Source organism: Bacillus sp. MUM 13, assembly GCF_001866725.1.
Classification (GTDB): Bacteria; Bacillota; Bacilli; order Bacillales; family DSM-1321; genus Peribacillus.
The window spans coordinates 26,189-52,513 of sequence record NZ_MLYQ01000062.1 but is presented as its reverse complement, the minus strand read 5'-3'; the positions used below and the strand labels follow the sequence as shown (position 1 = coordinate 52,513).

The following is a 26,325-nucleotide window of genomic DNA, read 5'->3' as shown; positions in this document are numbered from 1 at the left end:
AGGCCCCCTGGATGGGGGTCACAAAGACGTTGCCGCAGGACGCGGCGTTCCCAGTCTTTGTTCTGCTTTTCTCGCTTGCGCTTTTTATTGTAATCCAGCTCCAGCGCCTAGCTCGCTGTGCAAAAGATGTTTTGTCCTCAGAAGGCAAAGAGCGCCTTTCAAGGCCAAAACCCTATTTGCTTCGCGAGCTGAACAGGCGTTTGCGCTTTTTATTGTATTTCGCTAAAGATGCTGATTTTCCTTCCGATATTTAATATATTATCGAAATGAATCCGGATTTTGCTTTTATTGCCCTTAAGGATGACTGGGCTTTTATATTTTTTAGGTGAGGTGCAGGTATGTTAAGAGGTTTTTATACAGCTGCTTCGGGCATGATCGCCCAGCAAAGAAAAACAGAAATGCTGACGAATAACTTATCGAATGCTGATACTCCAGGATTTAAAACTGATCAGTCAAGCCTGCGGTCATTTCCCGAGATGCTTCTTGAACGGATCGACCGAAATGCCGTACCTGCTGGGAATGGCCTGAGTCTTCCCGTCAGCAGTACGGTTGGAAACCTTTCAACGGGTATCTATATGCAGGAAGCCACTCCGCTTTTTTCACAGGGAGATACAAAAGAAACGCAACGAAATACAGACGTTGCCCTTGTAGATGGAGACATGCCTGTTAATGCCGCTAACGGCAAGAAAGGCAGCATCTTTTTTACGGTTGAAAACGCAGACGGCCAGTCCCGTTATACCCGCAACGGAAACTTCGCTCTTGATGGACAGGGTTATTTAACAACCTCTGCAGGTGATTATGTGCAGGATGATAATAAAAAACGCATAAAGCTGAACAGCGAAAATTTTACGGTAAGTGAAACAGGATACATTGAGGAAAACGGTCAGCCTGTTGCCCGTCTGGGGATTGCCTTTTCTGATAATCCCTATCAGCTTGTCAAAGAGGGGGACGGCTTGTTTAAGGCTCCTGCAGGCACGGTGCTGAACAGCGCTTACAGCAGCCCGAACGTAAACTTTACTATGAAGCAAGGCTTTATTGAAAGCTCGAATGTAGATCAATCACGCACCATGACAGATATGATGTCTGCTTACAGATCCTTTGAAGCCAATCAAAAGATCCTGCAGGCATATGACCGCAGCATGGATAAAGCAGTAAATGAAGTCGGGAAACTGGGATAAAGAAAAGTCCCTGAATTCTTATGTCAATGAAGCCCAGAGAAATCCGGCATAGCCAGCAAAAGGGGAATAGCAATGAATCGGACAATGATCACCTCTACAAATACAATGAACCAGCTTCAGCAGAAAATGGACATTATTTCAAATAACATGTCCAATATCCAGACAAACGGCTATAAACGAAAAGAAACCTATTTTAATGACTTGCTTGTTCAGCAGGTTGATAACCAGACCAACAAATCTAAAGAAATAGGCAGGCTGACACCACTTGGTATCCGGCAGGGAAATGGGGCCAAGCTGAGCCAGTCCCAGCTTGTTTTGACACAGGGAGCCATCAAGAACACAGATCGCAACCTGGATATAGCACTAAAAAAGGAAGATTTGTTCTTTAAAGTGCGGGTTTCTGACGAAAAAGGGCAAAATATACGGTATACTAGAGATGGCGCTTTCTATCTGACACCAGCCGGAGGGAATGCTGTACAGCTTGTAAACGGAAGCGGTTATCCCGTTTTGGATTCAGCAGATCAGCCCATTGTCATTACCGGTGATGTGAAAAATCTGACCATATCAGAAAATGGCCAGATAGCGGCGGAGAAGAATAATGGAACGGTTCAAAACTTTGATCTAGGAGTCGTTTCTCTTAAAAAACCTCAATTCATGGAACAAATCGGTGAAAACTTATTAGGCATGCCTGCTAATCTGAATCGACTTGGAGCTGCACCCTCGGATATCATGACCTCCTTAACTGGCGGCCTCCGCTCCAATATATCCATGCAGCAGGGCGCGCTCGAAACGTCCAATGTGGATCTCTCCAAGGAAATGACAGATCTTATGGGTGTGCAGCGCCAATATCAATTTCAGTCAAAAGCGGTTACAGTGGCTGACCAAATGATGGGTTTAATCAACGGAATCCGTTAATTGAGGAACATGTCGGGCTAAAAGGAGCTTTCAGTCATTAGTATGCCAGAGAATAACTTAACCAGAGAAGAATATAAACAAAAGGCCGGTAAAGAAAAAAACAAGAATAAAAGGATCCGCATTCGGCTTTTGCCGATCTGGCTGAGGCTCCTTATTGTGGCTGGTTTAATAGCGGTATGCACCATTTCTGGCGCCATTGTCGGCTATAGTGTAATAGGCGGCGGCAATGCAATGGATGTTTTCCACAAATCAACATGGACACATATTACAGATATCGTAAATAAAGATACAAATCCCGGCTAAAGCAGTCCGGGATTTTCTTTTGCCTGCTTGTGCGCTAGAATGTTTCCTTATATTCGTGTTATTCTAGTAAAGGAAACCTTATGAAGGAGTGAATGCTTTGTTAGATATTACACAAATTAAAGAAATTATTCCGCACCGATATCCTTTCCTGCTTATTGATAAAATCGTTGAAATCGAAAATGGAAAAAGAGCGGTAGGCATCAAGAACGTTACGGCAAATGAAGAATTTTTTAATGGCCACTTTCCTGAATATCCGGTAATGCCTGGCGTTTTAATAGTAGAGGCTCTGGCACAGGTGGGATCTGTAGCAGTTTTAATTCAAGAAGAATATAGAGGACGTCTTGGATTTTTTGCGGGGATTGACAGCTGCCGTTTCAAAAGGCAGGTAAAGCCCGGTGATCAGTTAAGACTGGAAGTTGAACTGACAAGGCTAAGAGGGTCAGTCGGCAAAGGCAAAGCAGTTGCCACTGTGGACGGCGAAATTGCCTGTGAAGCAGAAATCATGTTTGCCTTTGGAGATAAAAAATAAATACATAAACAATCCGGATGTGTGTCTATATGCGCACATCTTCTTTTGTATATCACGTAAAATTCAGAAGAATACTTGGTGATATAGGACTGTTTTTCTTAGAGAAGGTTTATTTTATGTGAAAATGTGCAATGATATAAGTGGAAGCAGTTTTCTATGCAGTATTGCATAGGATTTTTGTTCATTAATTCATTTGAATTTTTTGGTTTGGTAAACCAATCTTTATTTTCTCCCTATGGAGGCCGGGCACATGTGTCCGGCCATTTTTTTTATTCTGAAGGAAAGATGCGCCATCGCCAAAAAAGCTGATTCTGCTCTTTCGGAATCAGCTTTTTTGCAGAGATGCTGCTACGGTTATTTGTTGGAAGTCAGTTTTGGACGGGAGCGGATTTTCTCTTTGAATTGTTCCACAAGTGCTTCTCCGGTAATTCCTTGCTGGATTAGATCTTCAAGAAGCAATTCGGCATATTTGCTTCGGGATCGCTGCAGATGGCCTTCAAACATGATGCTTTTATGGCCTTCTAAATCTTTGATGATCCGCAGAATGGTATTAAAGGAAGCCGGATCGTTTTCTTTTTTTGTAATGACAGCCTGGATGTTCACCTCTCCGTTCACTGGCGGGAGAGCGTCCTGGATTTTCTTGAAGTGTTCGTTCTCAATCAAGGCCTCCAGCAGCCATGTGCTCTGGTCATCTTCTTTATTGATGATCAGCCCATCCGTAAGCTCTGCTTCGATTAATTCCTGGTTTTCGTCCGCTATCTGCAAAGAGATTAATTTAAACGTTTTCATACATTCCCTCCCTTTCTCTTGTTCATCTTTCTCTAGCATACCCGATTACCATTCAGTAATAAAAGCAAAAGATTTAGAGAAAAATGGAACACGAAAAAAAGTTTGAAAATGATCAAAATCAAGTTTTATATCCAAACCCTCAACTAAATCGCCCTTTTTCTTCAGGAAAAAATACAGGATTAAAGCTACAAAAGGGTTTTGCAGGGTTCTTTTGCTGGTTTTACGGAGGTCTTTGAATTCAGTATGATAAAGGCACTCACACAGAAAGGAGCTGATTTATTGATTAATCAAGTTACGCTGGTAGGAAGGCTGACACGTGACCCCGAGCTTAGATATACACCCGAAGGTACAGCTGTATCTAATGTGACACTTGCTGTGAACCGGAATTTCCGGAATGGAGATGGTGAGTATACAGCAGATTTTGTACAATGTACGCTATGGAAAAAAACAGCAGAAAACACGGTCCAGTACTGCCGGAAAGGTTCTATAGTCGGAATCGTCGGGAGAATCCAAACGCGCAGCTATGAAAATCAGGATGGAAAAAAAGTCTACATTACAGATGTTGTAGCAGAAACCGTACGTTTTGTCGGTACTAAGCAAGCTGAGAATCCAAAGCAGGAATATGAAGCAATCAAGTTTTAGTTAAACTAAATAGAGGTGAAGATGATGGGAGAAAAAGAACGTCAGGAAAGCTGCAGATTTTTTGAAGAAGAAAAAGGGGAGTTTCCGGCTCTCGAACGGCTGAATATCCAACAAAAGGCAGAGAGGACAGATCAGCTTATCGGTGACCTGATCCGCTATATTGCCAAAACGCATGTGAAGGTATCCAACAGCGAATATCAAATGGTTCAGCTGGAAATTATACTTGCCAGGGTTGAAAGCGAATCGAAAGCTTTGCGGGCCCAAAATGAATCACTTCTCCAAAGGCTTTCTGAGCTTGAACAGGCAGCCATTCCTCAAACAATCAGAAGAAAACAGTCATTCTTCAAGGAAGGAGGATCGCTGCACTTCCGCTCACAGCACACACTTCTTTAGTCTTTGCCCCTCCATTATCCAAAAATGACTGATATAATCCTTCTTCGGCCCAAAGAATGATTACTCCGCAAAACCCCCGAAATTCTGCGCGTATTTCCCCTACAAAATACAAAATAGACTCCTTGCACAGTGGCTGCTCCCCGCAGCCCTTTTTTTCGTCGTACTAAACACTTCATGGTAAAGTCCAAATGAAAGCAGATTATGCTGCGGTTACTAGCTTCAGATATTATGAGTGTGCATAATTATCTGTTAAAATAAAATATTCAAAAAATAATTATTGTCAAATATTTAGAATAATGACATAATTCAGTAAGACTATTTATCTAGTTTCAAAACATCCAGATAAGGGAGGGTGATCTATGGTCAATCCGATTGTGGAAGTAAAAGGCTTGAAAACAAGCTTTATAACAGATGACGGAGAAATTCCGGTGGTAAATTCGATCGACTTTCATATTAACCCGGGAGAGGTCTTAGGGATTGTAGGCGAATCAGGATGCGGAAAAAGTGTAACCTCACTTTCCATAATGGGACTGGTTGATTCGTCTGCAGGGAAGGTAGAAGGGGAAATTCTTTTTAAAGGCAATAACCTGGCAGATGCTTCTGAAGCGAAAATGAGGAAAATACGCGGAAATGAAATTGCTATGATCTTTCAGGAGCCGATGACAAGTTTAAATCCTGTATTTACCATTGGGGAGCAATTAACAGAGTCGCTCCGGATACATAGAAGGTGGAATAAGCAAAAGGCAAGGGAACGTGCAGCTGACATGCTGAAGCTTGTTGGCCTTGCGCGGGCGGAGGAACTGCTGAATGAGTATCCTCACCAGCTTTCAGGAGGCATGAGGCAGCGTGTCATGATTGCGATGGCCATGATCTGCGAGCCTGAACTTCTGATAGCGGACGAGCCGACAACGGCCCTGGATGTGACCATTCAGGCGCAAATTCTTGAACTGATGAAGAAGCTGAATAGAGAAACAGACACGGCCATAATGATGATCACACATGATTTGGGTGTTGTAGCAGAAATGTGCCAGCGTGTAGCCGTTATGTATGCAGGGCGAATTGTGGAGGAAGGGGATGTCAGGTCTATTTTTAAAAGTCCAAAGCATCCGTACACGATTGGCCTGATAGAATCTGTGCCAGATATGAGAGAGAAAAAGGATAGGCTTTACTCTATACCTGGCAATGTTCCTAAACCTGGAGGTGCCCAGCTTGGCTGCCAGTTCGCGCCGAGATGTGCACACGCCATGGACAGATGCCTGAGTGAGACTCCGCCGCTTCATGCCTTTGAAAATGGGCAGCAGGTCAGATGCTGGCTTCATGAAGACGGGAAAGGAGATAAAATCCATGTCACAGCCATTAGTTAAGGTAGAAAACCTGAAAAAACATTTTCCAATCAAAGGCGGGCTGCTCGGGAAGAATGTCGGCGAAGTCAAAGCTGTTGACGGGGTGTCCTTTTTCATAAAAAAAGGAGAAACGCTCGGGCTGGTAGGCGAAAGCGGATGCGGAAAGTCAACAACGGGCCGGATGCTGCTCAGGCTTCTTGAGCCGAGCGAGGGGAAAATTTATTTTGAAGGAAGAGACATTACCACCCTCTCACAAGGAGAAATGAGGAAAATGAGGCGGGAAATGCAGATGGTTTTCCAGGACCCGTTCGCCTCGCTCAATCCAAGGCACACCGTGGAAAAAATTCTGGAGGAGCCTTTAATTGTCCATGGAACAGCGGATAAGAAGGAACGGAAACGCAGGGTAAAGGAGCTGCTTGAAATTGTGGGCTTAAGCAGCTACCATGCCAAGCGCTATCCGCACCAATTCTCGGGAGGACAGCGCCAGCGGATAGGAATTGCAAGGGCACTTGCCGTAAATCCGAAGCTGATCATTGCCGATGAACCGGTCTCTGCACTCGATGTGTCCATTCAGTCACAAGTGCTGAATCTTCTTCAGGATCTTCAGAAGGAATTTGATTTAACATATTTATTCATTGCACATGACCTCGGAGTCGTCAGGCATATCAGCGACCGTGTCGGCGTCATGTACCTCGGGCATATTGTGGAACTTGCTGACAGTGAAATGCTGTACCGCAATCCGCTTCACCCATATACACAGGCCCTGCTTTCTGCTGTGCCGATTCCTGATGTGGATTATAAGAAAGAGAGAGTCTTGCTGCAGGGTGATGTGCCAAGTCCATCTAACCCGCCAAAAGGCTGCCCGTTCCATACCAGATGCCCTAATGCAATGGAGGTATGTTCAACGGCCAAGCCCGTCATGCAGGAAATTGAAACAGGCCATTACGCTGCTTGTCATTTATATCAATGACAAAGCGTAGATATAAAAAGGCATATAAAATTAGATAATTGGGGGAAAACGCATGAAAAAAGCATTTTGGCTATTTTTAATTAGTGTACTTGCCTTATCAATGGCATTATCCGGCTGTTCATCGTCGAAAAAGAGCAATTCCAGTGCAAAAGGCGGAGATGTAATGATTTACGGAAAGGGAGGAGATGCAGTTTCCCTTGACCCTGCCGTTGTAACAGACGGGGAATCCTTTATCGTTACACAGCAAATTTTTGAAACCCTTGTGAAATACGGAAAAGACAATACAAATATTGAACCGGGGCTTGCTGAAAAGTGGGACATCTCTCCGGATGCATTAACTTATACCTTCCATCTGCGTGAAGGCATCAAGTTCCAAGATGGAACAGATTTCAACGCCGACGCTGTCGTTAAAAACTTCCAGCGCTGGGCACAAAGCAAAGACCCTGCCAAATTTGCCTACTATCCTTCCATGTTTGGAGGATTTGAAGGAGATAAGGGCCATGTAATCAAAGAGGTTAAGGCAGTCGACGCGAAAACTGTTCAATTCACTTTGAACAGGCCTCAAGCTCCATTCCTTAAAAACCTGGCAATGAGCCCATTTGCGATAGCAAGCCCTACAGCTTTTGCGAAGGATGATTTCGGGAAGCATCCTGTAGGAACAGGACCATTTAAATTTGTGTCATGGAAACCAGGAGATACAATCGAGGTTACTAAAAACGATAAATATTGGCAAAAAGGACTTCCTAAGCTTGGAGGCGTTAAATTCAAGGTAATCAAAGACAATTCTGCACGTTTGAATGCTCTTGTCAAAGGTGAAATTGACTTGATGGATGGCTTGAATCCAAGTGATATGAGCAAGGTTAAGTCTAACAGCAAATTGCAATTGTTCGAACGCCCTTCTATGAATGTGGGCTATATCGGATTCAACAACCAAAAAGCGCCTTTTAATAAAAAAGAAGTGCGCCAGGCGATCAGCCACTTAATCAATAAAGAAGATATCATTAAAAACTTCTATGAAGGAACGGCTGAACCAGCGAAAAACCCAATGCCTCCTTCTGTAGGCGGATATGATGATGATATCCAGGATTATGACTATAACGTAGAAAAAGCTAAAGAATTACTGAAAAAAGCAGGATATGAAAAAGGCTTCAAAATGGATCTTTGGGCCATGCCGGTGCCTCGTCCGTATATGCCTAACGGACAAAAGGTGGCAGAAGCCATTCAAGCAAGCTTAAAACAAGTAAATATTGATGCTAAGATCGTGACATTTGAGTGGGCAACATATCTTGAAAAACTTCAAGCTGGCGAAGCACCAGTATTCATGATGGGCTGGACAGGCGATAACGGGGATGCCGATAACTTCCTTTACACATTGCTTGATAAAGACACGATCGGTTCCAATAACTATGCCCGCTATGCAAATAACGATGTTCATAAATTATTAGTAGAAGCACAGTCTACTGCCGATGAAGGAAAACGCAATGAGCTTTACAAAAAAGCCCAGGAAATTATCCACGAGGACGCACCGTGGGTACCGCTTGTACACTCTAAGCCACAGCTTGCAGGCAGCAGCACAATCAAAGGATTTGTTCCGCATCCAACAGGATCTCAATCCTTTATCGATACTTCTATGAAATAATATCAGCCGTACAAAAGGGAAGTATGGATCCTGCATGCTTCCCTTTTGTTTCGCAGACTGAAAGTTTAGGAGAATAAGCGATAGCAATTCTTTTTACCAACAAGAATGGTGTCTAGCTGCAGCGCCTGGCTCCCTGTGCAAAAGATCCCTTGCCCGAGAAGGCAAAGAGCGCCTTCTGCGGTCAAGTGCCTATTTGCTTCGGGAGCCGGTCAAGGCGCTTCCGCTTAAGTGAAAAAAGGTAGGCTTATACAAAAAGTAACGGTGTCTAACTTCAGCGTCCAGCTTGCTGTGCAGAAGATGATTGACCCATAAGGCAAAAAGCGCCTTTTGGTTCAATCCCTTTCTGCTTCGCAAGCTGACCAGGACGCGTGTGGGACAAGTTTTGCAAACCAACAAGAATGGTGTCTAGCTGCAGCGCCTGGCTCCCTGTGCAAAAGATCCCTTGCCCGAGAAGGCAAAGAGCGCCTTCTGCGGTCAAGTGCCTATTTGCTTCGGGAGCCGGTCAAGGCGCTTGCGCTTAAGTGAAAAAAGGGTAGGCTTATACAAAAAGTAACGGTGTCTAACTTCAGCGTCCAGCTTGCTGTGCAGAAGATGATTGCTCCATAAGGCAAAGAGCGCCTTTTGGAGCAATCCCTTTCTGCTTCGCAAGCTGACCAGGACGCGTGTAGGACAAGTTTTGTAAACCAACAAGAATGGTGTCTAGCTGCAGCGCCTGGCTCCCTGTGCAAAAGATCCCTTGCCCGAGAAGGCAAAGAGCGCCTTCTGCGGCCAAGTGCCTATTTGCTTCGGGAGCCGGTCAAGGCGCTTCCGCTTTTCATTAGAGAGGTGATGTTATGTTTTCTTATGCTATTCGGCGTTTAGGGGCGCTTGTGCCGGTTTTGTTAGGGATGACGTTTATTGTTTTTATGATGATTAGAGCGATTCCGGGGAATCCGGCCCAGATTATTTTGGGGCAGCAGGCTACGAAGACGGCTGTTGCTGCGCTGACTGAAGAGCTTGGCTTGAATAAGCCGTGGCATACTCAGTTTTTTGGCTATCTGGGAGGGTTATTTAAGGGTGATCTTGGGGTTTCCATCAGGACCAAGGAGCCGATTGCCCATGAGATCTGGCCATATTTGGCTGCTACTCTTGAGCTTGCTCTTGTGGCTATGCTGATCGCCGTTGTTATTGGCGTGAATGCAGGAATCATTTCTGCCTGGTTCCAGAATTCCTGGTTTGATTATTTAGCGATGATCGTTGCGCTTGTAGGCGTCTCGATGCCGATCTTCTGGCTGGGCTTAATGGAACAGTATGTAATCGCGATTCACTGGGACTTGCTGCCGACAACAGGGCGCGACAACATAAGGGATCCGGTAGCGGCCATTACCAATCTGTACTTGATTGATTCCCTGCTGGATGGCAGATTCGATCAGTTTATTGAAGTGATCAAGCATTTGATTCTTCCCGGAGCGGCGCTCGCGACAATTCCGATGGCTATCATCGCAAGAATGACGCGGTCTTCCATGCTTGAAGTAATGAGGTCTGATTTTATCCGGACAGCGCGTGCGAAGGGGATGAAGATGTTTTGGGTGGTGTACAAGCACTCCTTGAAAAATGCCTTGATTCCTGTTGTTACCGTGATCGGGCTTCAGACAGGGCTCCTTCTTGGAGGGGCAATTTTAACAGAAACGATATTCGGCTGGCCGGGCATTGGAAACTACATATATGATGCAATTGGCTCTAGGGATTATCCGGTTATTCAATCTGGAATACTTGTGATCGCTTTTATATTTGTCATGATCAACTTGATTGTTGATCTGCTGTATGCAGCAATTGATCCGAGAATCAAGTATAAATAGGAGGGATACATATGGCAGAATTGGTTAACAGCACGCCTCCGCTTATGCCGTCGCCGTCGCAGGCGGCAGAAGAACTGGCTGTTTCCCCCTGGAAGGAAGGGTGGAAGAGCTTTAAGAAAAATAAAGCAGCCGTTATTGGCTTAGGCATTGTTATATTTTTTATCTTGCTTGCAATCTTTGCGAATGTAATTGCGCCGCATCCTTTTGATAAGCAGCAGCTGTCCGATAAGCATCTGTCTCCATCGGCAGCGCATTGGTTCGGAACCGATGAATTCGGGCGGGACATCTTAAGCAGAATTATTTTTGGAGCGCGCCTGTCTCTTGGCGTAGGCTTCTTATCTGTCGCAGGTTCCGTTGTGGCAGGCTCCTTCTTGGGCATCATTGCAGGCTATTACGGAAAGTGGATCGACACCATCATCTCCAGGTTTTTTGATATCCTGCTTGCCTTTCCAAGCATCCTTCTGGCAATAGCGGTTGTGTCTGTATTGGGGCCGTCGCTTAGAAACGCTTTAATTGCCATTGCCATAATCAATGTGCCTACTTTCGGGAGGCTTTTGCGCTCAAGAGTGCTATCTGTGAAGGAAGAGGAATATATCACGGCTGCCAAAGCTATCGGGATGAAAGATGGCCGGATTTTACTCCATCATATCCTGCCAAATAGCTTAGCGCCGATAATTGTCCAGGGCACACTGGCTATTGCTACGGCCATCATTGAAGCAGCTGCTCTTGGATTCCTTGGAATGGGAGCCCAGGCCCCTGCTCCGGAATGGGGCAAGATGCTGGCAGATTCCAAGGATTTCATCATGGAAGCTCCGTGGACGGTTATCTTTCCAGGGCTGTCCATCATGCTGACCGTTCTTGGCTTTAACCTGATGGGCGATGGCCTGCGGGATGCACTGGATCCGCGGATGAAGAAGTAAATAAAGAATCTATAAAACCCATTCTGTGTCTAGCAGATTGGGTTTTATATCATTTTAAAATAGTAAAAATAGGCCAAATAGACTGGTAATATTATAGTGCAACAAAGACTTATTTACCTTAAAATAACAATATTAGGTATGTTATGTTTATTTTAGTAAGAAAATTTTGACTTATTATAAGGAGGAAAGACATTTTGTTAATGAAAAGAAGCTTTGCCATTCTATGTATCTTCCTGCTATCATTCACGGCAGCCGTCTCGGCGGCACCGCTTCAAAAACAGAACAGTGTATCACAGGAAGGGTCAAACACTAAGGATTCAGCCTCATTGAAAAAGGCAAAGCTGGAAAAGAAATATAAAGCCAGTGATAAAGTCCGTATTTTAGTAGAAATGAAGGAAGCCCCTTCAATCGTGTATGCCCAAAAAATGCATACACGCTTTAAAGATCTGCCGAGCAAAAAGAAAAAAGAATTGAAGGCAGAAAAGCTAGCCGGCCACAAAAAGGTAAAAGCAGAGGCCAAAAAGAAGGATGTAAACATCAAAGAACTTGAGAACTTTACTACGGTTGTCAACGGCTTCAGTACGACAGTCCCTTTTGGCGATATTAAAAAGCTTGAAGCGATACCAGAAGTAGGCGCTGTACATATTGTGAATGAATACAAACGCCCTGCAGAAAAACCTGATATGCTTTACAGCAAGGAAATCGTCCAGGCTCAGGAAGCATGGCGCGACTACGGCTACAAAGGCCAAGGAATGGTAGTCGGAATCATTGATACTGGAATCGACTCTTCCCACCGCGATATGGTATTGAGCAAAGATACAAAGCCTGCCTTGACTCAGGATAAGGTTAATGCTTTAAAGGCAGCTCATAATCTTCCGGGAAAATTTTATACAAGTAAGGTTCCTTACGGCTATAACTATGCCGATGAAAATGACCAGATTCTTGATTTAGGTCCAGATGCAACTATGCACGGCATGCATGTGGCCGGTACTGTAGGTGCAAATGGCGATGAATCAAATGGAGGAATCAAGGGGATTGCTCCTGAAACCCAGCTTCTTGCACTTAAGGTATTCGGAAATGACCCGAATATGCCTTCGACTTATGCAGATATTTATGTGAAAGCCATTGACGACGCAATTGTCCTTGGTGCGGATGTATTGAACATGAGCTTAGGATCGACAGCAGGTTTTGTTGCTCCTGATGAGCCAGAACAGCAAGCTGTATCACGTGCCGTGCAAAATGGTATTTTAATGTCCATTTCAGCAGGCAACTCCGGACACTTCGGAGACGGATTTTCAAGCAATCCATTAGCTTCCAATCCGGATATCGGTGTTTCAGGTTCACCTGGGGTAGCGTATGATTCCCTTCAGGTCGCTTCAGTAGAAAATAATTTCCTTGATCTTGATGATGTGGCCTATGATGCAGGCGGCGAAAAAGGGGACTTCCCTTACATGTCAGCAGGAAATGTACACCCTAAAAACCTTCAGCAGAAATCCTATGACCTGGTATACGCCGGCCTTGGAAGCAAGGATGAGCTTGCGAAGGCTGATGTAAAAGGGAAATTTGCTCTGATCAAACGCGGCACGATCAGTTTTGTGGACAAAACAAAAAACGCCCAGGAAGCTGGAGCGGCGGGCGTTATCATCTATAATAACGCAGATGGCTTTATCTCCATGGCCACAGATCCAAGCATCGTCATTCCTCAGCTATTTATGCTGAAATCAGACGGTGACAAGCTTCAAAATGCGCTCAGCTCAGGCAAGCCAGTATCAATCACCTTTACTAACGGGAAAATCAAAACCGCAAACCCGGAAGCAGGAAAAATGAGCACGTTCTCTTCGTGGGGTTTGTCGCCAAATCTGGAGCTTAAACCGGAAATCACTGCTCCTGGAGGACAGATTTATTCAACATTAAATAATAATACGTATGGAATGATGAGCGGTACATCCATGGCAGCACCTCATGTTTCAGGAGGATCTGCACTCGTTCTTGAAAGAGTCAATAAAGATTTTAAATTAAAGGGCCTTGACCGTGTATACATGGCTAAGAACATCTTAATGAATACCTCACAGCCTTTGATCGATAAAGGCACCGTCAATACAGAACAGCAATGGGGGATCCCTTACTCTCCACGCCGCCAGGGTGCAGGCGTCATGCAGCTTCATTCAGCGCTAAGCACACCGGTCATCGTAACAGATGCTACTAAAAATGAAGCTAAAGTTGCGCTTAAAGAAGTGGGATCTAAATTTTCATTTACACTTAAAGCTCAAAACGTAAGTGATAAAGATGCTGCTTATGATGTAAAAGGAAATATCCAGACTGACTTGGCTCTAAAAGGAAAGCTGGGATCCTCAGCAAATGAACTGGAAGCACAGAAAATCCTTGATTCCACGATCCAAATCAATGGAGGGGACACTGGCTCAATCAAGGTTCCTGCAAAAAAATCCGTCACTTTCACAGTGAGTGTGGATCTTTCAAAGGCTAAGGTTGTCGGTGATGATAAGAAAACACCAGTCAGCATTGATAAGGTCTTCCCGAATGGCTATTTTGTGGAAGGGTATGTAACGTTAAATGATCCAAAAGATCAGAATCCTGAATTGCATGTCCCGTATGTAGGCTTTAAAGGGGACTGGAATAAGGCGCCGATCCTGGACGGCACGGTATATGACATAAGCTCGTACTATGGCACTGCCGGCGCTGTATCCGCCGCCGGAGATGACTTTGGATATCTTGGCTATGATCCGGCTGCTGACACCTATAATTCTCTTAATGTAGCATTCTCGCCAAACAGCGACGGCCTCCAGGATGATATCATCCCGGTTACTTCGTTCTTGAGAAATGCTTCAAAAGTAGAATACAGCATTACAGATTCTTCAGGCAAAGTACTAAAAGTGCTGCGGACTGAAGAGAACGTTACAAAAGATTATTATGACAGCGGTAAAGGCACAGCTTATACACTGGATCCTGTACGAAAATGGGATGGAAAAGTGAATAACCGTGTTGTTAAGGATGGCCAGTATTATTACCAGATTAAAGCGGTCATCAATTATAAAAATGCTGCATGGCAGACTTTCAAAATCCCTGTAAAAGTCGACACTGTTGCACCAAGCGTTGCCGTATCCAAGCATGGAAATGTTCTGGAACTTGGAGCATCCGACAATGGGGGCGGTTCAGGAATTGCTTATTACGATATTGAAATTGACGGAAAATCAATCCTAAAAACACCTTTATCTTCATCAGCGAAGGAATTCAAGCTTCCGGATACAAAAGGAGAAAAGTATGAGGTCATTGCCGTCGATTATGCAGGAAATGAAACACAGGCAGAAGGAAATCTTGATGAAGATACAACAGCAGATACAAAAATTCCTTCTGTTTATATCTTAACTCCCGAAGCGTTAAGCGTTTCTGATAAAAACAATGTGAACATTGCCGGTTATATCGAAGAGCCGTCAGGATTGAAGGAATTCACCATTGACGGAAAATCTGTTCCATTGACATATGACCAGCAAAAGAAACGCTATTCGTTCACAATGACAAAGAAATTTGCGGACGGCGTTCAGTCTTTTGTGACCAAAGCAACCGACAATGCCGGAAACACGATTTCCTTCAAGCGCCAAATCCTTGTGGACGGAAAAGATCCAATTCTATCAATCTCAGGATTGCCTAAGAAGAATACAGTTGGTGCAAAAGAAAAGAACCCTAAAGTGAACGTGACTGTAGCGGATAATTTTGATGAGATCCGTTTAACTATTAACGGCAGTGAAGTGTACCATCATTCATTCAAAGAGCCTTATGCAATGCGAAGCATCAAGCATACAGTCAAAAACCTTGAATTGCCGCTTGCTGCAGGTAAAAATACCTTTATTTTCGAGGTAACCGATCTTGCAGGGCATACAACTTCTCAAACAGTCAAACTGACAAAGGAAACAAAGCGAAAATAACGATAAAGGCAGCTTTCCATTTAGAGGAAGCTGCCTTTATCGTTTTTTCATGCCCTTAATCATTATTTCCAGAAACTCTGTGATTTGCTGCTGGTTTTTAAATGGCTGCTGATCCATTTCGAGGAGAATTTTCTTTAACTTTGGATTGCTTGCAAATAGTTTTTGCAGAATGAGAAGTTCTGAATCTCCGGTTTTTGCATAATAGGAGGTTCCGTTTTCCTTGCCGATTCCGGTAAGTTCGGACAACAGCAGGTTTTGGCTTACTCCGAAAAGGTCGGCATATCGCATTAATACATCCACAGTAGGAGCCTGCCGGCCAGTTTCATATTTTGAAACGGCAGATCTGCTGATATTCAGCTTATTGGCAACATAATCCTGGTTCCAATTCTTGCTTTGGCGCAGCTCTTTTAATTTAGAGGGTAAGGACATAGTTTCTTCTCCGTTTTTCTGCTTTTCTTAAAAGTACAACGTGCCGAGGGAAAAAAGAGTGGATGTTCTAATTCGGAACAAAAGTTATTGTTCGAAAATAGAACAAAGGGGAGCGGGCAAAGAACCCCCCATTTACCAAAGGATTATTCATTTGGGGCAGGAAAATTTATTTTGTTGAAAAAGAAGGGATATTGTAAAAATAAGTCAAATATTAATAGGGATAAATTACTAGTTTTTGACAGGAGGAGTGTATGAATTTTAGCATGGAAAACGAAGATCTCTGCAATAGCAGCAGAGGAAGCAAAAGCGTTAGAGTGATACTGAAAAAAACCGTACAGGGAGGAAAGCAGCCCTTACTTTCAAGGATGACATTTTTTGATAGCATACAGCATACGGTTCCGCCCTTCAAGAAAAAACCCCAGTGCCAGGACGGCTACCAGGAATATTCCCTTCGTAAACCATTGAAACTTACCTTTATGGTGCCAGGCTCACAGGATGTAAGGCATATCACGGTAGAAAAGAAAAAAGATAAAATAATGATCGCGGAAAAAAGCGGCAATGCATCAGCGGCTTTTGAAGCGCTTCAGCATATGATGTTCAAAAGAGAAAGCAGCTATGCCTTTTTAACGGTGGTACCCGATCACTTAAAGGTGCGTGTTGAAGAGGAGAAGAACAAAGGAAGTTGCCAAAAGCAAAAGGTATGACTATCGATACATAGAAAAATCCTCAGCTCCCAGGGCTGAGGATTTTTCGTTAATCTAATGAAGGGCAACCAGTTCTTTGATCTCATCAGTTGAGAGCTCGGTGATCCAGTTGTCGCTTGAGATGATTTCGTCATTCAGCGCTTGCTTTTTATCAAGCATGGCATCAATTTTTTCTTCCAGTGTACCTGTGCAGATCATTTTATGGACATGTACAAAGCGTTTCTGGCCGATACGGTATGCACGGTCAGTAGCCTGGTTTTCAACAGCCGGATTCCACCAGCGGTCATAGTGGATTACATGGTTGGCTTCTGTCAGGTTCAACCCTGTTCCGCCTGCCTTCAGTGAAAGAATGAAGATCGGAAATTCCCCGTTCTGGAATTTTGCAATCATAGCATCACGCTGTTTTTTATTGGCGCTTCCGTTCAGGAAAGGGATGTCGATTCCGTAGCGCTTGGAAAGCAGATCCTGCATCATATTCCCCATACCGATATATTGGGTGAAAATCAGGCAGCTTTCATTTTGTTCCCTGACTGCGTCAACGAGCTCTGTCAGTTTTTCAAGCTTGCCTGAACGCTTGGAAGCCTGCACAAGATCTTCTTTTGCTTCTTCCTTTAAATAAAGGGCAGGGTGGTTGCAAAGCTGCTTCAGCTTATTCAGCATGGCAAGGATGATGCCTTTCTTTTCAAAGGCCGATAGGTTTTCAATATTTGCAAAGGTATCCTTGATCAGCTGTTCATACAGTGAAGCCTGTTCTTTTGTCAGCGGTACAAACTCTTTTTGTTCCTGTTTGTCCGGAAGGTTAAGCGCCACATCTTTATCCTTTTTCGTCCTTCGCAATAAGAAGGGCTGAATCAGGCTTTGCAGCTCTTTAATTTTTCCTTTTTGCTCTTCGCGTTCAATGGTGGAAACATACTTTTCCTGAAACTGGGCAAGGGAGCCGAGATAGCCTTTATTAATAAAATCAAAGATGGCCCATAGCTCGCTCAGCCTGTTTTCCATTGGAGTTCCGCTCAGGGCTACGTGATGCCGCCCCTTAAGCTTGCGGACAGCCCGCGATTGTTTCGTTTGCGAGTTTTTGATGTTCTGCGCCTCATCAAGGATAATGCTGTTCCAGTGAAGGGAAGTCAGCTCCTCGGTATCCTGGTGTGTAAGGCCGTATGAAGTGAGCACCACATCATATTTCGCCATTATAGAAGCGAAATCTTCGCCTTTTGTCCGGCTGGATCCGTAATGCAGATGAACCTTCAGATCAGGCGAGAAGCGTTCAAGTTCACGCTGCCAGTTCCCGAGTACGGAGGTCGGGCAGACAATGAGAGATGCAGAAACAGACGGCTTAAGGCTGATATCACTTTCAGTTTCTGAGACTTCTGAATCTGTTTCCGCGAAATCGCTGCTTTCCTCTGCGCTTTCGATGATGGCAGCATGGTGGTTTTCCGGCTGCACCTCAAGAGCTGGAGCAGCAAGGCTTTCCTTTTCTTTCACATGCAGAAGATAAGCAATCATCTGAACCGTTTTCCCAAGTCCCATATCATCAGCGAGGCAGGCGCCAAAGCCGTTTTCGCGGAGGAAAAGGAGCCAGCTCATGCCCTGCTGCTGATACGGCCTGAGATCTCCTTGAAGGGCTTCAGGTGATGGGACAGCCGGAATATTCTTAGATTCCCTGAGACGGTTCACCAGTTTTTTCAGGTCCTTATTCAGCTCAAACTGAATCCGGAGCATATCTTCTCCTTCTTCATCTTCTTCACCATTTTCTTCGCCTAATTCGCTCAAAAGCTCCTGCTGAAGAAGGTCATTAAGCTGCAGGCCTTTTTCGTTTGCGGTTTCCATCAGTGTCTGAATTTGCCTGATGAAAGCAGGATCTAACTTCACCCATTGGCCGCGGATATAAACAAGCCTTCTTTTTTCATCCACAAGGTTCTGGAATTCCGCTTCTGACAATTCTTCTCCGTTCAGAGAAAAACGCCAGTCAAAGTCCATTAAAGCCTGAAGGCCGACATAAGAAGGGCCGCGGGTTGACTGGGTCTTCACTCTCGCCTTGACCTTAAGATTGGATTCCTTGAGTGCTACCCACCAGGAAGGAAGCATAATTTCAGCACCAAGGAAAATCAGTTTTTCACTGGCTTCGGTTAAAAACTCCCAGGCCTCAAATTCAGAGAGCTGTTCTTTTAAGGTGCCGTTTTCACTGAGCCATGGAACCACCTTTGCCCAGCGAGTGATCGTTTTATCGATTTCTTTCGTATATTTATTCCAGCCGCGCGGCAGTTTTTTTGCCGGGTAGGTTTCCACAACAGTTTCATCCTTTTTGGAACGAAGAACGGTTGTCAGCTCCCAAGGTCCTTCCCCGTCAAGCGGCTCTGTAAGCTGCAGCCCGATGACAAATGGCTTAGGATCTTCTTCAAGGCCAAGCCAATCCAGCCAGCTTTCTTGATTAAAAAAGCTTTGAAGTTCTTCAGGCGACAGCCGGGTATCCTTCAGTGCCTGAAGGGCTTCTCCCCATTTATGGCTGATAGGCGAATGGTCTTTCAGAAACGTATTGGCCGCGTCGTTATACCATTTGCCAATAAAGGCTTCCATACTTTCTTCATTGTCAGGACTTACAGGAGTAACCTTTTCTTCCCAAAAGCTCGGGCCGAATTCCTCTTTTACCTCTTGAGGCAGCTTCCAGCCGATCTTTTCTTCCTGCAGACTCGCAAAGTCAGGAACCGGTATGCCGGAAGAGATAGTTTCATGAAGAATAGGAGCAGATGATAACAGGGTAGAGGAAAGGTCGGACCATTCCCAATCAATAAATGAGTTAAAGCTCTCCTTGGCAAACAAATTCAGAAGGCCCCATGCATCCAGGATGAAAACTGGTATATCATCAATTTCAGAGTATTCTAGCCTTGTGCCGTAAAAGCTGGATTCATCCCAGGTAAACAGCAGCTTTCTGATTTTCTGCGGATTGTAGTATTCACCGTGCTCATCACATACTGAAATACTAAAGCTTCCATTTCCTATAGAAGCGGTTTTTACAATCATTTTTTCTCTAATTTGCATCAGTCAGCTTACCCCTTTGCAATTCTTCTTGAAATGCGCGCAGCCGTTTTGTGGACTGCGCTACATATTGGATGTACCTGTTAAACACGTCTTCTTGCTTCATTTTTTTGTAAAGCGTACGCATCTTCTTCAAATAGCGCACAGCCTGTTTATAAGCAGACCTGTTTTTCTGGCTGACCGTTTGCTGAACGGCATGATAGTACAAGGGCAGAATGAGGGAAGGATCTTCTTTAGAGACCGCTTTAATCATATCTCCGCTGATTAAATCGATGCTCACGTCCGTATAGATATGCATCTCTACCCATTTTTTATATGACCCTTGTTCGAATAGGAAGTGAGAGTAATTCCAATAGCTGTACGGAAGGCATTCACGGTAAAATTTATCGAGCAGGTCCATGCGCTTTGTTTTATAGCAGTAGTTACTGACTGGCCCTGAAGAGGTACGGACAAAATCGGTTGAATAATAGTAATCGGATTTATCCTTCAGGTATTCCCTTACATGGGCAACAAGGAAATCAATGAAAGGCGCTGCCTGTTTTTCATTTTCATTTTCTGAAAAGGAGCGGATCCAGTAAAACATATATGGACATGCCTCAAAATTGAGTCCTTTCAGCAGGGAAGCTGCCGTTTCGCTCTCGCTTGAAAGAAGCGAGAGGTGAATCGCCGCAACCGTATAGGTCATTTTTCCCTCAGGATGCCTGGCATTTTCAAGGGCATCGCTGACGCGCTTTTGTTCTTCCTTGCGCCAGGCGGAATTCACCAGCAGGGAACTCCAGATGGAACGGTACAGATCGGTTTTTTCATAAGACAGCATATCCCGGCCCTCAAGGAGTTCTGCAGCATCCTCCTTAATGCCAGTGATGAATGGATCAAAGGCGAAAGGGCGGGCCTGCCTGCTTAACTGCTGGACGGCAGCCTGCAGATCTTCTGCAAGATTTTCTGCGGCCGAATGAAACATGCGTGCATGCAGATTCTTTTCGGGATGCTTCCTTATGAGGTCCAAGATATTCATAAGGGAGGCGAAATCAGTGACAAAGTGATATAAAAGGCTCCATTCCCTTTCCATGGGCGCCTTTGCTTCTATTTTTCTGAAGAATTTTGTCAGATGGTCATCTAGTATATAGGGAGCGAGGTTCAAGTTGTTTTCAATGCTTTTTTTGAAGTTCGCTGACACGAAATCCTTCCATGCTGAATAGCTTTTTTCAAGAGGAGAATCCGTATCCAGCAAGTCTTTTGCTGTGATGATTCCAAGATCCTTCATAAATATATTCATTGATGAATGATCCTGCCTCCACTCTGAAACCCACTCATTCACACTGCGGATTTTTGAATAAGCAGAAAAGAAAACAGCTGCCATATGCTCGCAGACAAAATCGTGATCACAATCGCAGGACGAACGCTCAGCCTTATCAAGGTCAAGTTCCACCTTATAGCGGATCACATCCTGCACCTCAGCAATGATCATATCAGGAGACTCAATACTCCTGAACACCATCCCCTGGCGATACAGCCTCTGCCCAATCTGGACTACCCTAACATCCTCACTATCCTCAGGATCAAGCATATTCCCAAAATACTCCTCAAACCACAGCAGCTCCTCCATCACACAGCCTCCTCTATGGGAAATGGGGTCAGACCCCATTTCCCAAAAACAAATTATTTCCTATAATGTATACATAACAGCATTTATAACCATGCGGCAGCGGGGTCAGACCCCATTTCCCGCACCAAATTAAGCAGAAAGGATTGATTTTCAATATGGCAAGAAAGGCGAGGGTTTGGTATCCGGGTGCGGTATACCATATAACGTGCCGGGGAAACCGGCACAGTGACATTTTTATTGATGACAGGGACAGATACCGGTATCTGCATTACCTTGAAGAAACGAAGGAAAAATATTATTTTCAGCTTCATTCCTACTGTTTAATGAGCAATCACGTACATTTGCTCCTCGAAACCAAGGATTACCCCATCAGCTCCATTATGAGAAAGCTCAACTCCAGATATGCCATCGCTTTTAACAAAAGGCATGAACTGGATGGCCATGTCTTTCAAGGAAGATTCCACTCCGTTTTAATTGAATCCGCAGAACAATTCCTCACAACAAGCCGCTATATTCACCTAAATCCCTATAAAGCCAATATGGTCGAAAAACCAGAACAATATAAGTGGAGCAGCTACCAGGCCTTTGCCCTAAGCAAACCAGATCCCCACGTTACCACCCGGCACATCCTTCACTACTTCCATACCCCCGAAAACTACAAAACCTACGTCACAAGCAAAATGATGGGGCCAGACCCCATTTCCCAAAACTCCACAAACGCTTAAAACCCTTGTTGCTGTATATGTTGGTCACATGGGAAATGGGGTCAGACCCCATTTCCCGATTTTTGATCATCTTTTTATTATACTTCATTTTGGCTGGAATTTTGAGTGGGGAGTTGGATTTGATGTGGAAGTTTGGTTTGGTGTGCAATAAAAAAACCATTCCCGGGGTGTGGAATGGTTTTAGGTGGTGATTGCGCTGAGTTTTTCTATTTTTGTCAGAATGAAGTCTGAAAAGCGTTCGTCGTTGCGAAGCTCGAAGATTAACTGGGCTTTTTTCATGTATTGCAATGCGACCGCATAATTTTCCTGGAGCTCGAGATTATAGCCTATATGATAATGCAACTCACCGAGCAGATATAATTGGTCCTGCTCAATGCACCATTTGATGGCATCTTCGCAATACTCGATAGAATCATGGTAATTTTTCAGCCGTGTCAGGACCCGGGCGATATTATAATATAAACGTCCTTTAATTGTTTTATCTGTCAGGTAGGGGATGAATTTCAAGTGATCTTTTGCTATATGGTAGGTTGAAAGAGCTTCCTGATAACGTTTTTCTTCAAAGTAGATAACACCCATGCTTAAAAGGCATTCGATTTCTCGCTCAGAATAAACTTTTTCGGTGGACCGGGATAAAGATAGGGCTTCTTTCAGATGACCTAGGGCCTTTTCGGTATCCTTTTCAATATTATATTCATAAATCCCCTTATGCCAGAGAAGCAGCTGATAATTCCTTGTATTCTGCAAAAACAGCGGATTGTTTTGCTCGGTCTTCACGATTTGTTTCATTTCCGGATAATTCATGGTCCTTCTTGTAAGCTTTAGCTGATGCGTCACTTCTTGTACATAATCCAAACGTGGAGTCATCCCGATATCGAAGAAGTAGTTCACATCCACTCCAAGCTTTTGCGAAATTAAATAAAGGGTAGAGGCGTAAGGGTACACGTCACCTTTTTCTATCTTTGAGATTTGTGCTTGAGTACATATTCCTGAAGCCAATTCACCCTGAGATAGCCCCATTTGTTTTCTTAGTTCTTTTATCTTTTGTCCGACCGCAGAAAAATCCATAGTAACTCTCCTTAAATATTCCTAGAGTTATATTTTAGTGAATAACAGCAGGTAAACATTGGGATACCTGGCCGATTTTAATTATCAATGCATGAGAACCCAAATATGTGGTTTTTTTGATTGTGGTTAAATATAACTATAGAAGTTAATTCTATTAAATCCAATGTTTTTAAAAGAAAAAAGGAGGAATTACCTATGAAAAAGAAATTTTTAGGATTTATGGTGGCTGCTCTTCTTGTTGCAGGATTTGGATTGGTTGGAACTTCAAGTTCAACGCCTACTCACGGAAATGTTGGAGTTACTGAGTTACCATCACTATTTTAATAACTACTACACTTAATATTATACTCCTACAAGAAATACACTGCCATTCCGGTGGTGTATTTTTTTGATTATTTAAATAAATTAGTTCTATAGTCATGCATTGTTTTTGCATAAATATTCTTATAGGCATATTCCTAGAGTTATATTTATTTCGAAAGGGTGTATATAGTATGATGATTTATATGGTACTTGCGCCCAGGTGCAAAATAGTAGGCCATTCCTCCTTTGTGGTATTTTGCTATAGTTGAAATAACAAATCGGAGAGAGGTGTAAGGATAAATGGATATTAATATGAAAGTTCAGCCCTCTTTTTTTGATGAAGAATGTGCCATTGTATTTTCGTTCTATTTCGATCAGGAAGCGAAGAAGATTGGGGAAGCGGTTATTTATACATGTGAAGAGCAAGATTGCCTCAAGAAGGATTGCCAGGCTGACTCGAGGGAACTGAAAGAGAAAGTGGCCTATGTGGAGCAGTTTTCTATCGTAAAAGAATATCAGAGTGCTTCCATGGAGAAGATTACTCAGTTCTTAAATATACTTGGCATCAAGAAATGCAGGCAGCGCAATATAGAGGAAGTTTTAAATTAATAAAAAAATCCTCACAGCAGAGATGCTATGAGGCCGTTAAAGAATACTTGATTTTTTTCTCTTATATAAAAATTCCTTCATTTGCTTTCGTTCGTTTACTGCAGATGATTTATAACCTGCACGCGGTAACACGGGTTTATTAGCTGGCTGCTGGCACAATTTAAATTTTTCGATTTTCATTGAAGTCGCCCCTTTGCGGATAACTATCTTAACTATCTATGGTACCTAATACCCAGTGAGTTATCGCATAAACCACTTTTGTGAAAATAAATTAAAAAACGTAAAAAGCGATAGGGATAATAAAATTGTTAATGAAAATGACGTTTTCCTGCTAAAAATATTCTTTTAGTTATATTTTAGTAGGAAAACCATGTTTTATATTGACAAAATGGCTGAAAATCGCCTTTAAACGTCTGTGAGGGCGTTTTTTGGCGTTTTGTCAGGTTCGTTATAAATGCTTAAATAAGACTATTCCTGCTATTAGTTTTAGGTGACAGGCATATTCCTCATCAGTTTATGCATAGTACCTTATTAATAGCACAGCAGGTTATTTCAACTGCCCGAATTCCTGGAAACCCTTAGTTTCTAGTACCCGAGAGTGAAGAGTACTTCGAACATACTCTTCTTTGGCCCGCTGGCTTATTGCCGGCGGGATTTTTTTATTTCAAACTTCAGGCCTTCTTAATTTTCATCCATCATCCTCCAGTTTAGTTTGGGCTCCTTCGGGTACATTAAGAATTAGACTGTGTGCCGGAGGAAACTGAATGGAGCCTAAAACGTATTCCGATATGACGAAAGACTTAAAAACGGAAAGTGCCTACCTGCAGTTTTTATTTCCTTTTATGCTAAAAGAGGATAAAGTTGAGCTTTTTGCAGAAAAGCTTCTTGAAGATGACTTTATCTTTTTTGATTTGAATGATATGAAGCAGCAGGACGCCTTTTATGGCGGCAAGAAAATCCATCATCGCACACTTGAAAGCTACTTTATGCCTAATATAGAACGATTTCTTTTTCCTGGTTCTTATAGAGATAAAGAAGGTTTCCGCCGCTTTACTAATAATCAGAAGCGCGATTGCCTTTTTACATCAGACCGTCTTGTTACCGAATTTACGGTTGATTCCTTTGATATTTTTCTTTGTCCGTTTCATATCGGCCTCATTAATATTCGTGTGACGCTTCCTGACCATATGGATTATTCGGATGTTCTTTTCTTCGGGGATACATTCAGGGTGCTTGAACCCATTGATGATGATGAAGAAACGGTGCGGATTGAATGCTCGGATGAAAGCTATAAGCTGGTCAAAGACTTTATCTTTAAGGAACTCTCTCCTATTATGAGGGATTATATTGACGAAGATGAAGGAGAATCTTCTTCTTACTTTGGCAGTCTGCCTTTTTTCATTGATGAAAGAATGTATGTAATCAGCCAGATAGCCATTCCTCCTGAAAGCAGGGTTACCAAGACAGACTTATACCGGGCAGGACAGCTAAACGGCTACGACCGGAAAGGAAAACCCTTTGTCGGGGCGAATAATCCAGATTATATTGACCGCTATTACACTAATAATGTGTATGACCGCTGGGGAGACGAAACGTATTATGTGATGAGCGAATATAATTTTGCCTGTGTCACAAGGACGGGCAAGGAATACGAAGGCCAGATTTCCAGCCAGATGTACGGGAAGGACTTTTATTCGCTGCTTTTGTTTTTTTACTACAAAATCGTCCTGATGAAGCTTACCCACGCCCATGCGAAGCTTGATATTGAAAAAGACCAGTCAAGTACAGAGCTCCTGATTGTCATGATCACGGAGTTTTCCGCCAAGTACCTTTTTCCTGAAGTGAACAGCTCAACGTCCGGACGTGAGATTTCACAGATTTTCAAGACGAACTTTGGAATCGACAGACTATATAATGATGTCAAAAAAACCCTCGCGTCACTGTATCAAAATCAGGATAAGTTATCCGGCAAGCGGAATAATTATCTGCTGCAGATCTTAACCATCTATACCGTGATATCCGGTATATACGGAATGAACCTTGTAATAGGCGACTGGAAGGGTGAAGTGAAATGGAGCAAGCTTGCCCATTACACCATCTTTGAGTATCTTGCCTTTTTCGTAGGAATGAGCGGTATTATCATTTCCATCGTCATTGGCATGGCCTCGCTAAAAAGCTACCTGAGAGAACGGAAAAGCCGCAGAAAGAAAATATAACGTGCTGCAGTCCTTCATCATTGATGGAGGGCTTTTTTGTTGCGGATCCAAAAAATCTACATCCTGCGTTTCCAATCCTCATAAAAGTCCTGGATCGTTGAATGTATTCCGTTCAGGGCAACTAAAATTAAGAACAGCATCATGACCGTAGCGATTTCACCTGTAAAATAAGCAATGACAGCAATCAGCAATATCCAAAAGATATTCGTATTCGTTTTCAAATACTTTTCAC

The 26,325-nt window shown here is 43.5% G+C and carries 25 protein-coding genes; 18 read left to right on the top strand and 7 right to left on the bottom strand.

Annotated features, from left to right (window positions below; all coding sequences use genetic code 11):
* The 5 genes from BIV59_RS23725 to fabZ all read left to right on the top strand — a co-directional run.
* Positions 1–254: hypothetical protein (locus tag BIV59_RS23725; RefSeq protein WP_170846170.1), on the top strand; the 254-nt coding region annotated here is incomplete at its 5' end.
* Positions 255–338: 84 nt separating this feature from the next.
* Positions 339–1,178 carry a flagellar hook-basal body protein gene (locus tag BIV59_RS15300; RefSeq protein ID WP_071352315.1) on the top strand — a complete coding sequence of 280 codons (840 nt, stop codon included), beginning with the start codon at positions 339–341 and terminating at the stop codon, positions 1,176–1,178.
* Positions 1,179–1,250: 72 nt separating this feature from the next.
* A complete protein-coding gene (locus tag BIV59_RS15295; RefSeq protein WP_071352314.1) occupies positions 1,251–2,093 on the top strand; it encodes a flagellar hook-basal body protein in 843 nt (280 codons plus the stop codon).
* 42 nt (positions 2,094–2,135) lie between these two features.
* Entirely contained in the window at positions 2,136–2,396 is a 261-nt protein-coding gene (locus BIV59_RS15290) for a DNA-directed RNA polymerase subunit beta (protein WP_071352313.1), read from the top strand.
* Positions 2,397–2,493: 97 nt separating this feature from the next.
* Complete coding sequence (gene fabZ / locus BIV59_RS15285; protein WP_071352312.1) at positions 2,494–2,925, top strand: 3-hydroxyacyl-ACP dehydratase FabZ; 432 nt, start codon at positions 2,494–2,496, stop codon at positions 2,923–2,925.
* Positions 2,926–3,279: 354 nt separating this feature from the next.
* Here the strand turns inward: fabZ and BIV59_RS15280 are convergent, their stop codons facing one another.
* Entirely contained in the window at positions 3,280–3,714 is a 435-nt protein-coding gene (locus BIV59_RS15280) for a YwpF family protein (RefSeq protein ID WP_071352311.1), read from the bottom strand.
* A 279-nt stretch (positions 3,715–3,993) separates the two neighbouring features.
* Between BIV59_RS15280 and BIV59_RS15275 the strand changes: the two genes are divergently transcribed.
* The 8 genes from BIV59_RS15275 (at position 3,994) to BIV59_RS15230 (ending at position 15,400) form a co-directional block, all read left to right on the top strand.
* Entirely contained in the window at positions 3,994–4,356 is a 363-nt protein-coding gene (locus BIV59_RS15275) for a single-stranded DNA-binding protein (RefSeq protein WP_071352320.1), read from the top strand.
* Between the two features lie 21 nt (positions 4,357–4,377).
* The gene (locus tag BIV59_RS15270; protein ID WP_139194386.1) at positions 4,378–4,749 is read left to right on the top strand and encodes a V-type ATPase 116kDa subunit family protein; all 372 of its coding nucleotides are present in this window, start codon (positions 4,378–4,380) and stop codon (positions 4,747–4,749) included.
* Between the two features lie 359 nt (positions 4,750–5,108).
* On the top strand, positions 5,109–6,113 hold the full coding sequence (locus tag BIV59_RS15265) for an ABC transporter ATP-binding protein (RefSeq protein WP_071352309.1): 1,005 nt from the start codon (positions 5,109–5,111) through the stop codon (positions 6,111–6,113).
* On the top strand, positions 6,094–7,062 hold the full coding sequence (locus tag BIV59_RS15260; RefSeq protein WP_071352308.1) for an ABC transporter ATP-binding protein: 969 nt from the start codon (positions 6,094–6,096) through the stop codon (positions 7,060–7,062). Before BIV59_RS15265 ends, BIV59_RS15260 begins: the two co-directional genes overlap by 20 nt.
* Before the next feature lie 52 nt (positions 7,063–7,114).
* Entirely contained in the window at positions 7,115–8,701 is a 1,587-nt protein-coding gene (locus BIV59_RS15255) for an ABC transporter substrate-binding protein (RefSeq protein ID WP_071352307.1), read from the top strand.
* Positions 8,702–9,534: 833 nt separating this feature from the next.
* On the top strand, positions 9,535–10,539 hold the full coding sequence (locus tag BIV59_RS15240; RefSeq protein ID WP_071352304.1) for an ABC transporter permease: 1,005 nt from the start codon (positions 9,535–9,537) through the stop codon (positions 10,537–10,539).
* An 11-nt stretch (positions 10,540–10,550) separates the two neighbouring features.
* Entirely contained in the window at positions 10,551–11,459 is a 909-nt protein-coding gene (locus BIV59_RS15235) for an ABC transporter permease (protein WP_071352303.1), read from the top strand.
* A 200-nt stretch (positions 11,460–11,659) separates the two neighbouring features.
* On the top strand, positions 11,660–15,400 hold the full coding sequence (locus tag BIV59_RS15230) for a S8 family serine peptidase (RefSeq protein WP_071352319.1): 3,741 nt from the start codon (positions 11,660–11,662) through the stop codon (positions 15,398–15,400).
* A 36-nt stretch (positions 15,401–15,436) separates the two neighbouring features.
* Here BIV59_RS15230 and BIV59_RS15225 read toward each other — a convergent pair whose 3' ends face one another.
* The gene (locus BIV59_RS15225; protein WP_071352302.1) at positions 15,437–15,829 is read right to left on the bottom strand and encodes a helix-turn-helix domain-containing protein; all 393 of its coding nucleotides are present in this window, start codon (positions 15,827–15,829) and stop codon (positions 15,437–15,439) included.
* Positions 15,830–16,080: 251 nt separating this feature from the next.
* Between BIV59_RS15225 and BIV59_RS15220 the strand changes: the two genes are divergently transcribed.
* On the top strand, positions 16,081–16,533 hold the full coding sequence (locus tag BIV59_RS15220; RefSeq protein ID WP_071352301.1) for a hypothetical protein: 453 nt from the start codon (positions 16,081–16,083) through the stop codon (positions 16,531–16,533).
* Positions 16,534–16,587: 54 nt separating this feature from the next.
* On the opposite strand, the gene BIV59_RS15215 is transcribed toward BIV59_RS15220, so the two are convergent.
* Both BIV59_RS15215 and BIV59_RS15210 read right to left on the bottom strand, forming a co-directional pair.
* Positions 16,588–19,569 carry a DEAD/DEAH box helicase gene (locus BIV59_RS15215; RefSeq protein ID WP_071352300.1) on the bottom strand — a complete coding sequence of 994 codons (2,982 nt, stop codon included), beginning with the start codon at positions 19,567–19,569 and terminating at the stop codon, positions 16,588–16,590.
* The gene (locus BIV59_RS15210; RefSeq protein WP_071352299.1) at positions 19,559–21,172 is read right to left on the bottom strand and encodes an SWIM zinc finger family protein; all 1,614 of its coding nucleotides are present in this window, start codon (positions 21,170–21,172) and stop codon (positions 19,559–19,561) included. Before BIV59_RS15210 ends, BIV59_RS15215 begins: the two co-directional genes overlap by 11 nt.
* 155 nt (positions 21,173–21,327) lie before the next feature.
* Between BIV59_RS15210 and BIV59_RS15205 the strand changes: the two genes are divergently transcribed.
* Positions 21,328–21,897, top strand: a complete 570-nt coding sequence (locus BIV59_RS15205; protein ID WP_071352318.1) for an REP-associated tyrosine transposase — start codon at positions 21,328–21,330, stop codon at positions 21,895–21,897.
* 180 nt (positions 21,898–22,077) lie between these two features.
* Here the strand turns inward: BIV59_RS15205 and BIV59_RS15200 are convergent, their stop codons facing one another.
* Complete coding sequence (locus BIV59_RS15200) at positions 22,078–22,965, bottom strand: tetratricopeptide repeat protein (RefSeq protein ID WP_071352298.1); 888 nt, start codon at positions 22,963–22,965, stop codon at positions 22,078–22,080.
* A gap of 195 nt (positions 22,966–23,160) precedes the next feature.
* Between BIV59_RS15200 and BIV59_RS24260 the strand changes: the two genes are divergently transcribed.
* Positions 23,161–23,289: a hypothetical protein gene (locus BIV59_RS24260; protein ID WP_256212990.1), complete on the top strand. Its 129-nt coding sequence runs from the start codon at positions 23,161–23,163 to the stop codon at positions 23,287–23,289.
* A gap of 279 nt (positions 23,290–23,568) precedes the next feature.
* Positions 23,569–23,877, top strand: a complete 309-nt coding sequence (locus BIV59_RS15195) for a hypothetical protein (RefSeq protein WP_071352297.1) — start codon at positions 23,569–23,571, stop codon at positions 23,875–23,877.
* Between the two features lie 36 nt (positions 23,878–23,913).
* On the opposite strand, the gene BIV59_RS23720 is transcribed toward BIV59_RS15195, so the two are convergent.
* Positions 23,914–24,057 (bottom strand): hypothetical protein, encoded by a 144-nt coding sequence (locus BIV59_RS23720; protein WP_170846169.1) that lies wholly within the window; start codon positions 24,055–24,057, stop codon positions 23,914–23,916.
* Between the two features lie 584 nt (positions 24,058–24,641).
* Here BIV59_RS23720 and BIV59_RS15190 point away from each other — a divergent pair.
* Positions 24,642–26,093, top strand: a complete 1,452-nt coding sequence (locus BIV59_RS15190; RefSeq protein WP_083392202.1) for a hypothetical protein — start codon at positions 24,642–24,644, stop codon at positions 26,091–26,093.
* A 56-nt stretch (positions 26,094–26,149) separates the two neighbouring features.
* Here BIV59_RS15190 and BIV59_RS23715 read toward each other — a convergent pair whose 3' ends face one another.
* Positions 26,150–26,314: a hypothetical protein gene (locus tag BIV59_RS23715; protein WP_170846168.1), complete on the bottom strand. Its 165-nt coding sequence runs from the start codon at positions 26,312–26,314 to the stop codon at positions 26,150–26,152.
* Positions 26,315–26,325: the final 11 nt, after the last annotated feature.

Excerpts from the sequence above, each read along its gene's own strand:
- BIV59_RS15300 (WP_071352315.1), top strand. The coding sequence starts at position 339 with ATGTTAAGAGGTTTTTATACAGCTGCTTCGGGCATGATCGCCCAGCAA.
- BIV59_RS15295 (WP_071352314.1), top strand. The coding sequence starts at position 1,251 with ATGAATCGGACAATGATCACCTCTACAAATACAATGAACCAGCTTCAG.
- BIV59_RS15290 (WP_071352313.1), top strand. The coding sequence starts at position 2,136 with ATGCCAGAGAATAACTTAACCAGAGAAGAATATAAACAAAAGGCCGGT.
- BIV59_RS15280 (WP_071352311.1), bottom strand. The coding sequence starts at position 3,714 with ATGAAAACGTTTAAATTAATCTCTTTGCAGATAGCGGACGAAAACCAG.
- BIV59_RS15270 (WP_139194386.1), top strand. The coding sequence starts at position 4,378 with ATGATGGGAGAAAAAGAACGTCAGGAAAGCTGCAGATTTTTTGAAGAA.
- BIV59_RS15265 (WP_071352309.1), top strand. The coding sequence starts at position 5,109 with ATGGTCAATCCGATTGTGGAAGTAAAAGGCTTGAAAACAAGCTTTATA.
- BIV59_RS15260 (WP_071352308.1), top strand. The coding sequence starts at position 6,094 with ATGTCACAGCCATTAGTTAAGGTAGAAAACCTGAAAAAACATTTTCCA.
- BIV59_RS15255 (WP_071352307.1), top strand. The coding sequence starts at position 7,115 with ATGAAAAAAGCATTTTGGCTATTTTTAATTAGTGTACTTGCCTTATCA.
- BIV59_RS15240 (WP_071352304.1), top strand. The coding sequence starts at position 9,535 with ATGTTTTCTTATGCTATTCGGCGTTTAGGGGCGCTTGTGCCGGTTTTG.
- BIV59_RS15235 (WP_071352303.1), top strand. The coding sequence starts at position 10,551 with ATGGCAGAATTGGTTAACAGCACGCCTCCGCTTATGCCGTCGCCGTCG.
- BIV59_RS15230 (WP_071352319.1), top strand. The coding sequence starts at position 11,660 with ATGAAAAGAAGCTTTGCCATTCTATGTATCTTCCTGCTATCATTCACG.
- BIV59_RS15225 (WP_071352302.1), bottom strand. The coding sequence starts at position 15,829 with ATGTCCTTACCCTCTAAATTAAAAGAGCTGCGCCAAAGCAAGAATTGG.
- BIV59_RS15220 (WP_071352301.1), top strand. The coding sequence starts at position 16,081 with ATGAATTTTAGCATGGAAAACGAAGATCTCTGCAATAGCAGCAGAGGA.
- BIV59_RS15215 (WP_071352300.1), bottom strand. The coding sequence starts at position 19,569 with ATGCAAATTAGAGAAAAAATGATTGTAAAAACCGCTTCTATAGGAAAT.
- BIV59_RS15210 (WP_071352299.1), bottom strand. The coding sequence starts at position 21,172 with ATGGAGGAGCTGCTGTGGTTTGAGGAGTATTTTGGGAATATGCTTGAT.
- BIV59_RS15205 (WP_071352318.1), top strand. The coding sequence starts at position 21,328 with ATGGCAAGAAAGGCGAGGGTTTGGTATCCGGGTGCGGTATACCATATA.
- BIV59_RS15200 (WP_071352298.1), bottom strand. The coding sequence starts at position 22,965 with ATGGATTTTTCTGCGGTCGGACAAAAGATAAAAGAACTAAGAAAACAA.
- BIV59_RS24260 (WP_256212990.1), top strand. The coding sequence starts at position 23,161 with ATGAAAAAGAAATTTTTAGGATTTATGGTGGCTGCTCTTCTTGTTGCA.
- BIV59_RS15195 (WP_071352297.1), top strand. The coding sequence starts at position 23,569 with ATGGATATTAATATGAAAGTTCAGCCCTCTTTTTTTGATGAAGAATGT.
- BIV59_RS23720 (WP_170846169.1), bottom strand. The coding sequence starts at position 24,057 with ATGAAAATCGAAAAATTTAAATTGTGCCAGCAGCCAGCTAATAAACCC.
- BIV59_RS15190 (WP_083392202.1), top strand. The coding sequence starts at position 24,642 with ATGGAGCCTAAAACGTATTCCGATATGACGAAAGACTTAAAAACGGAA.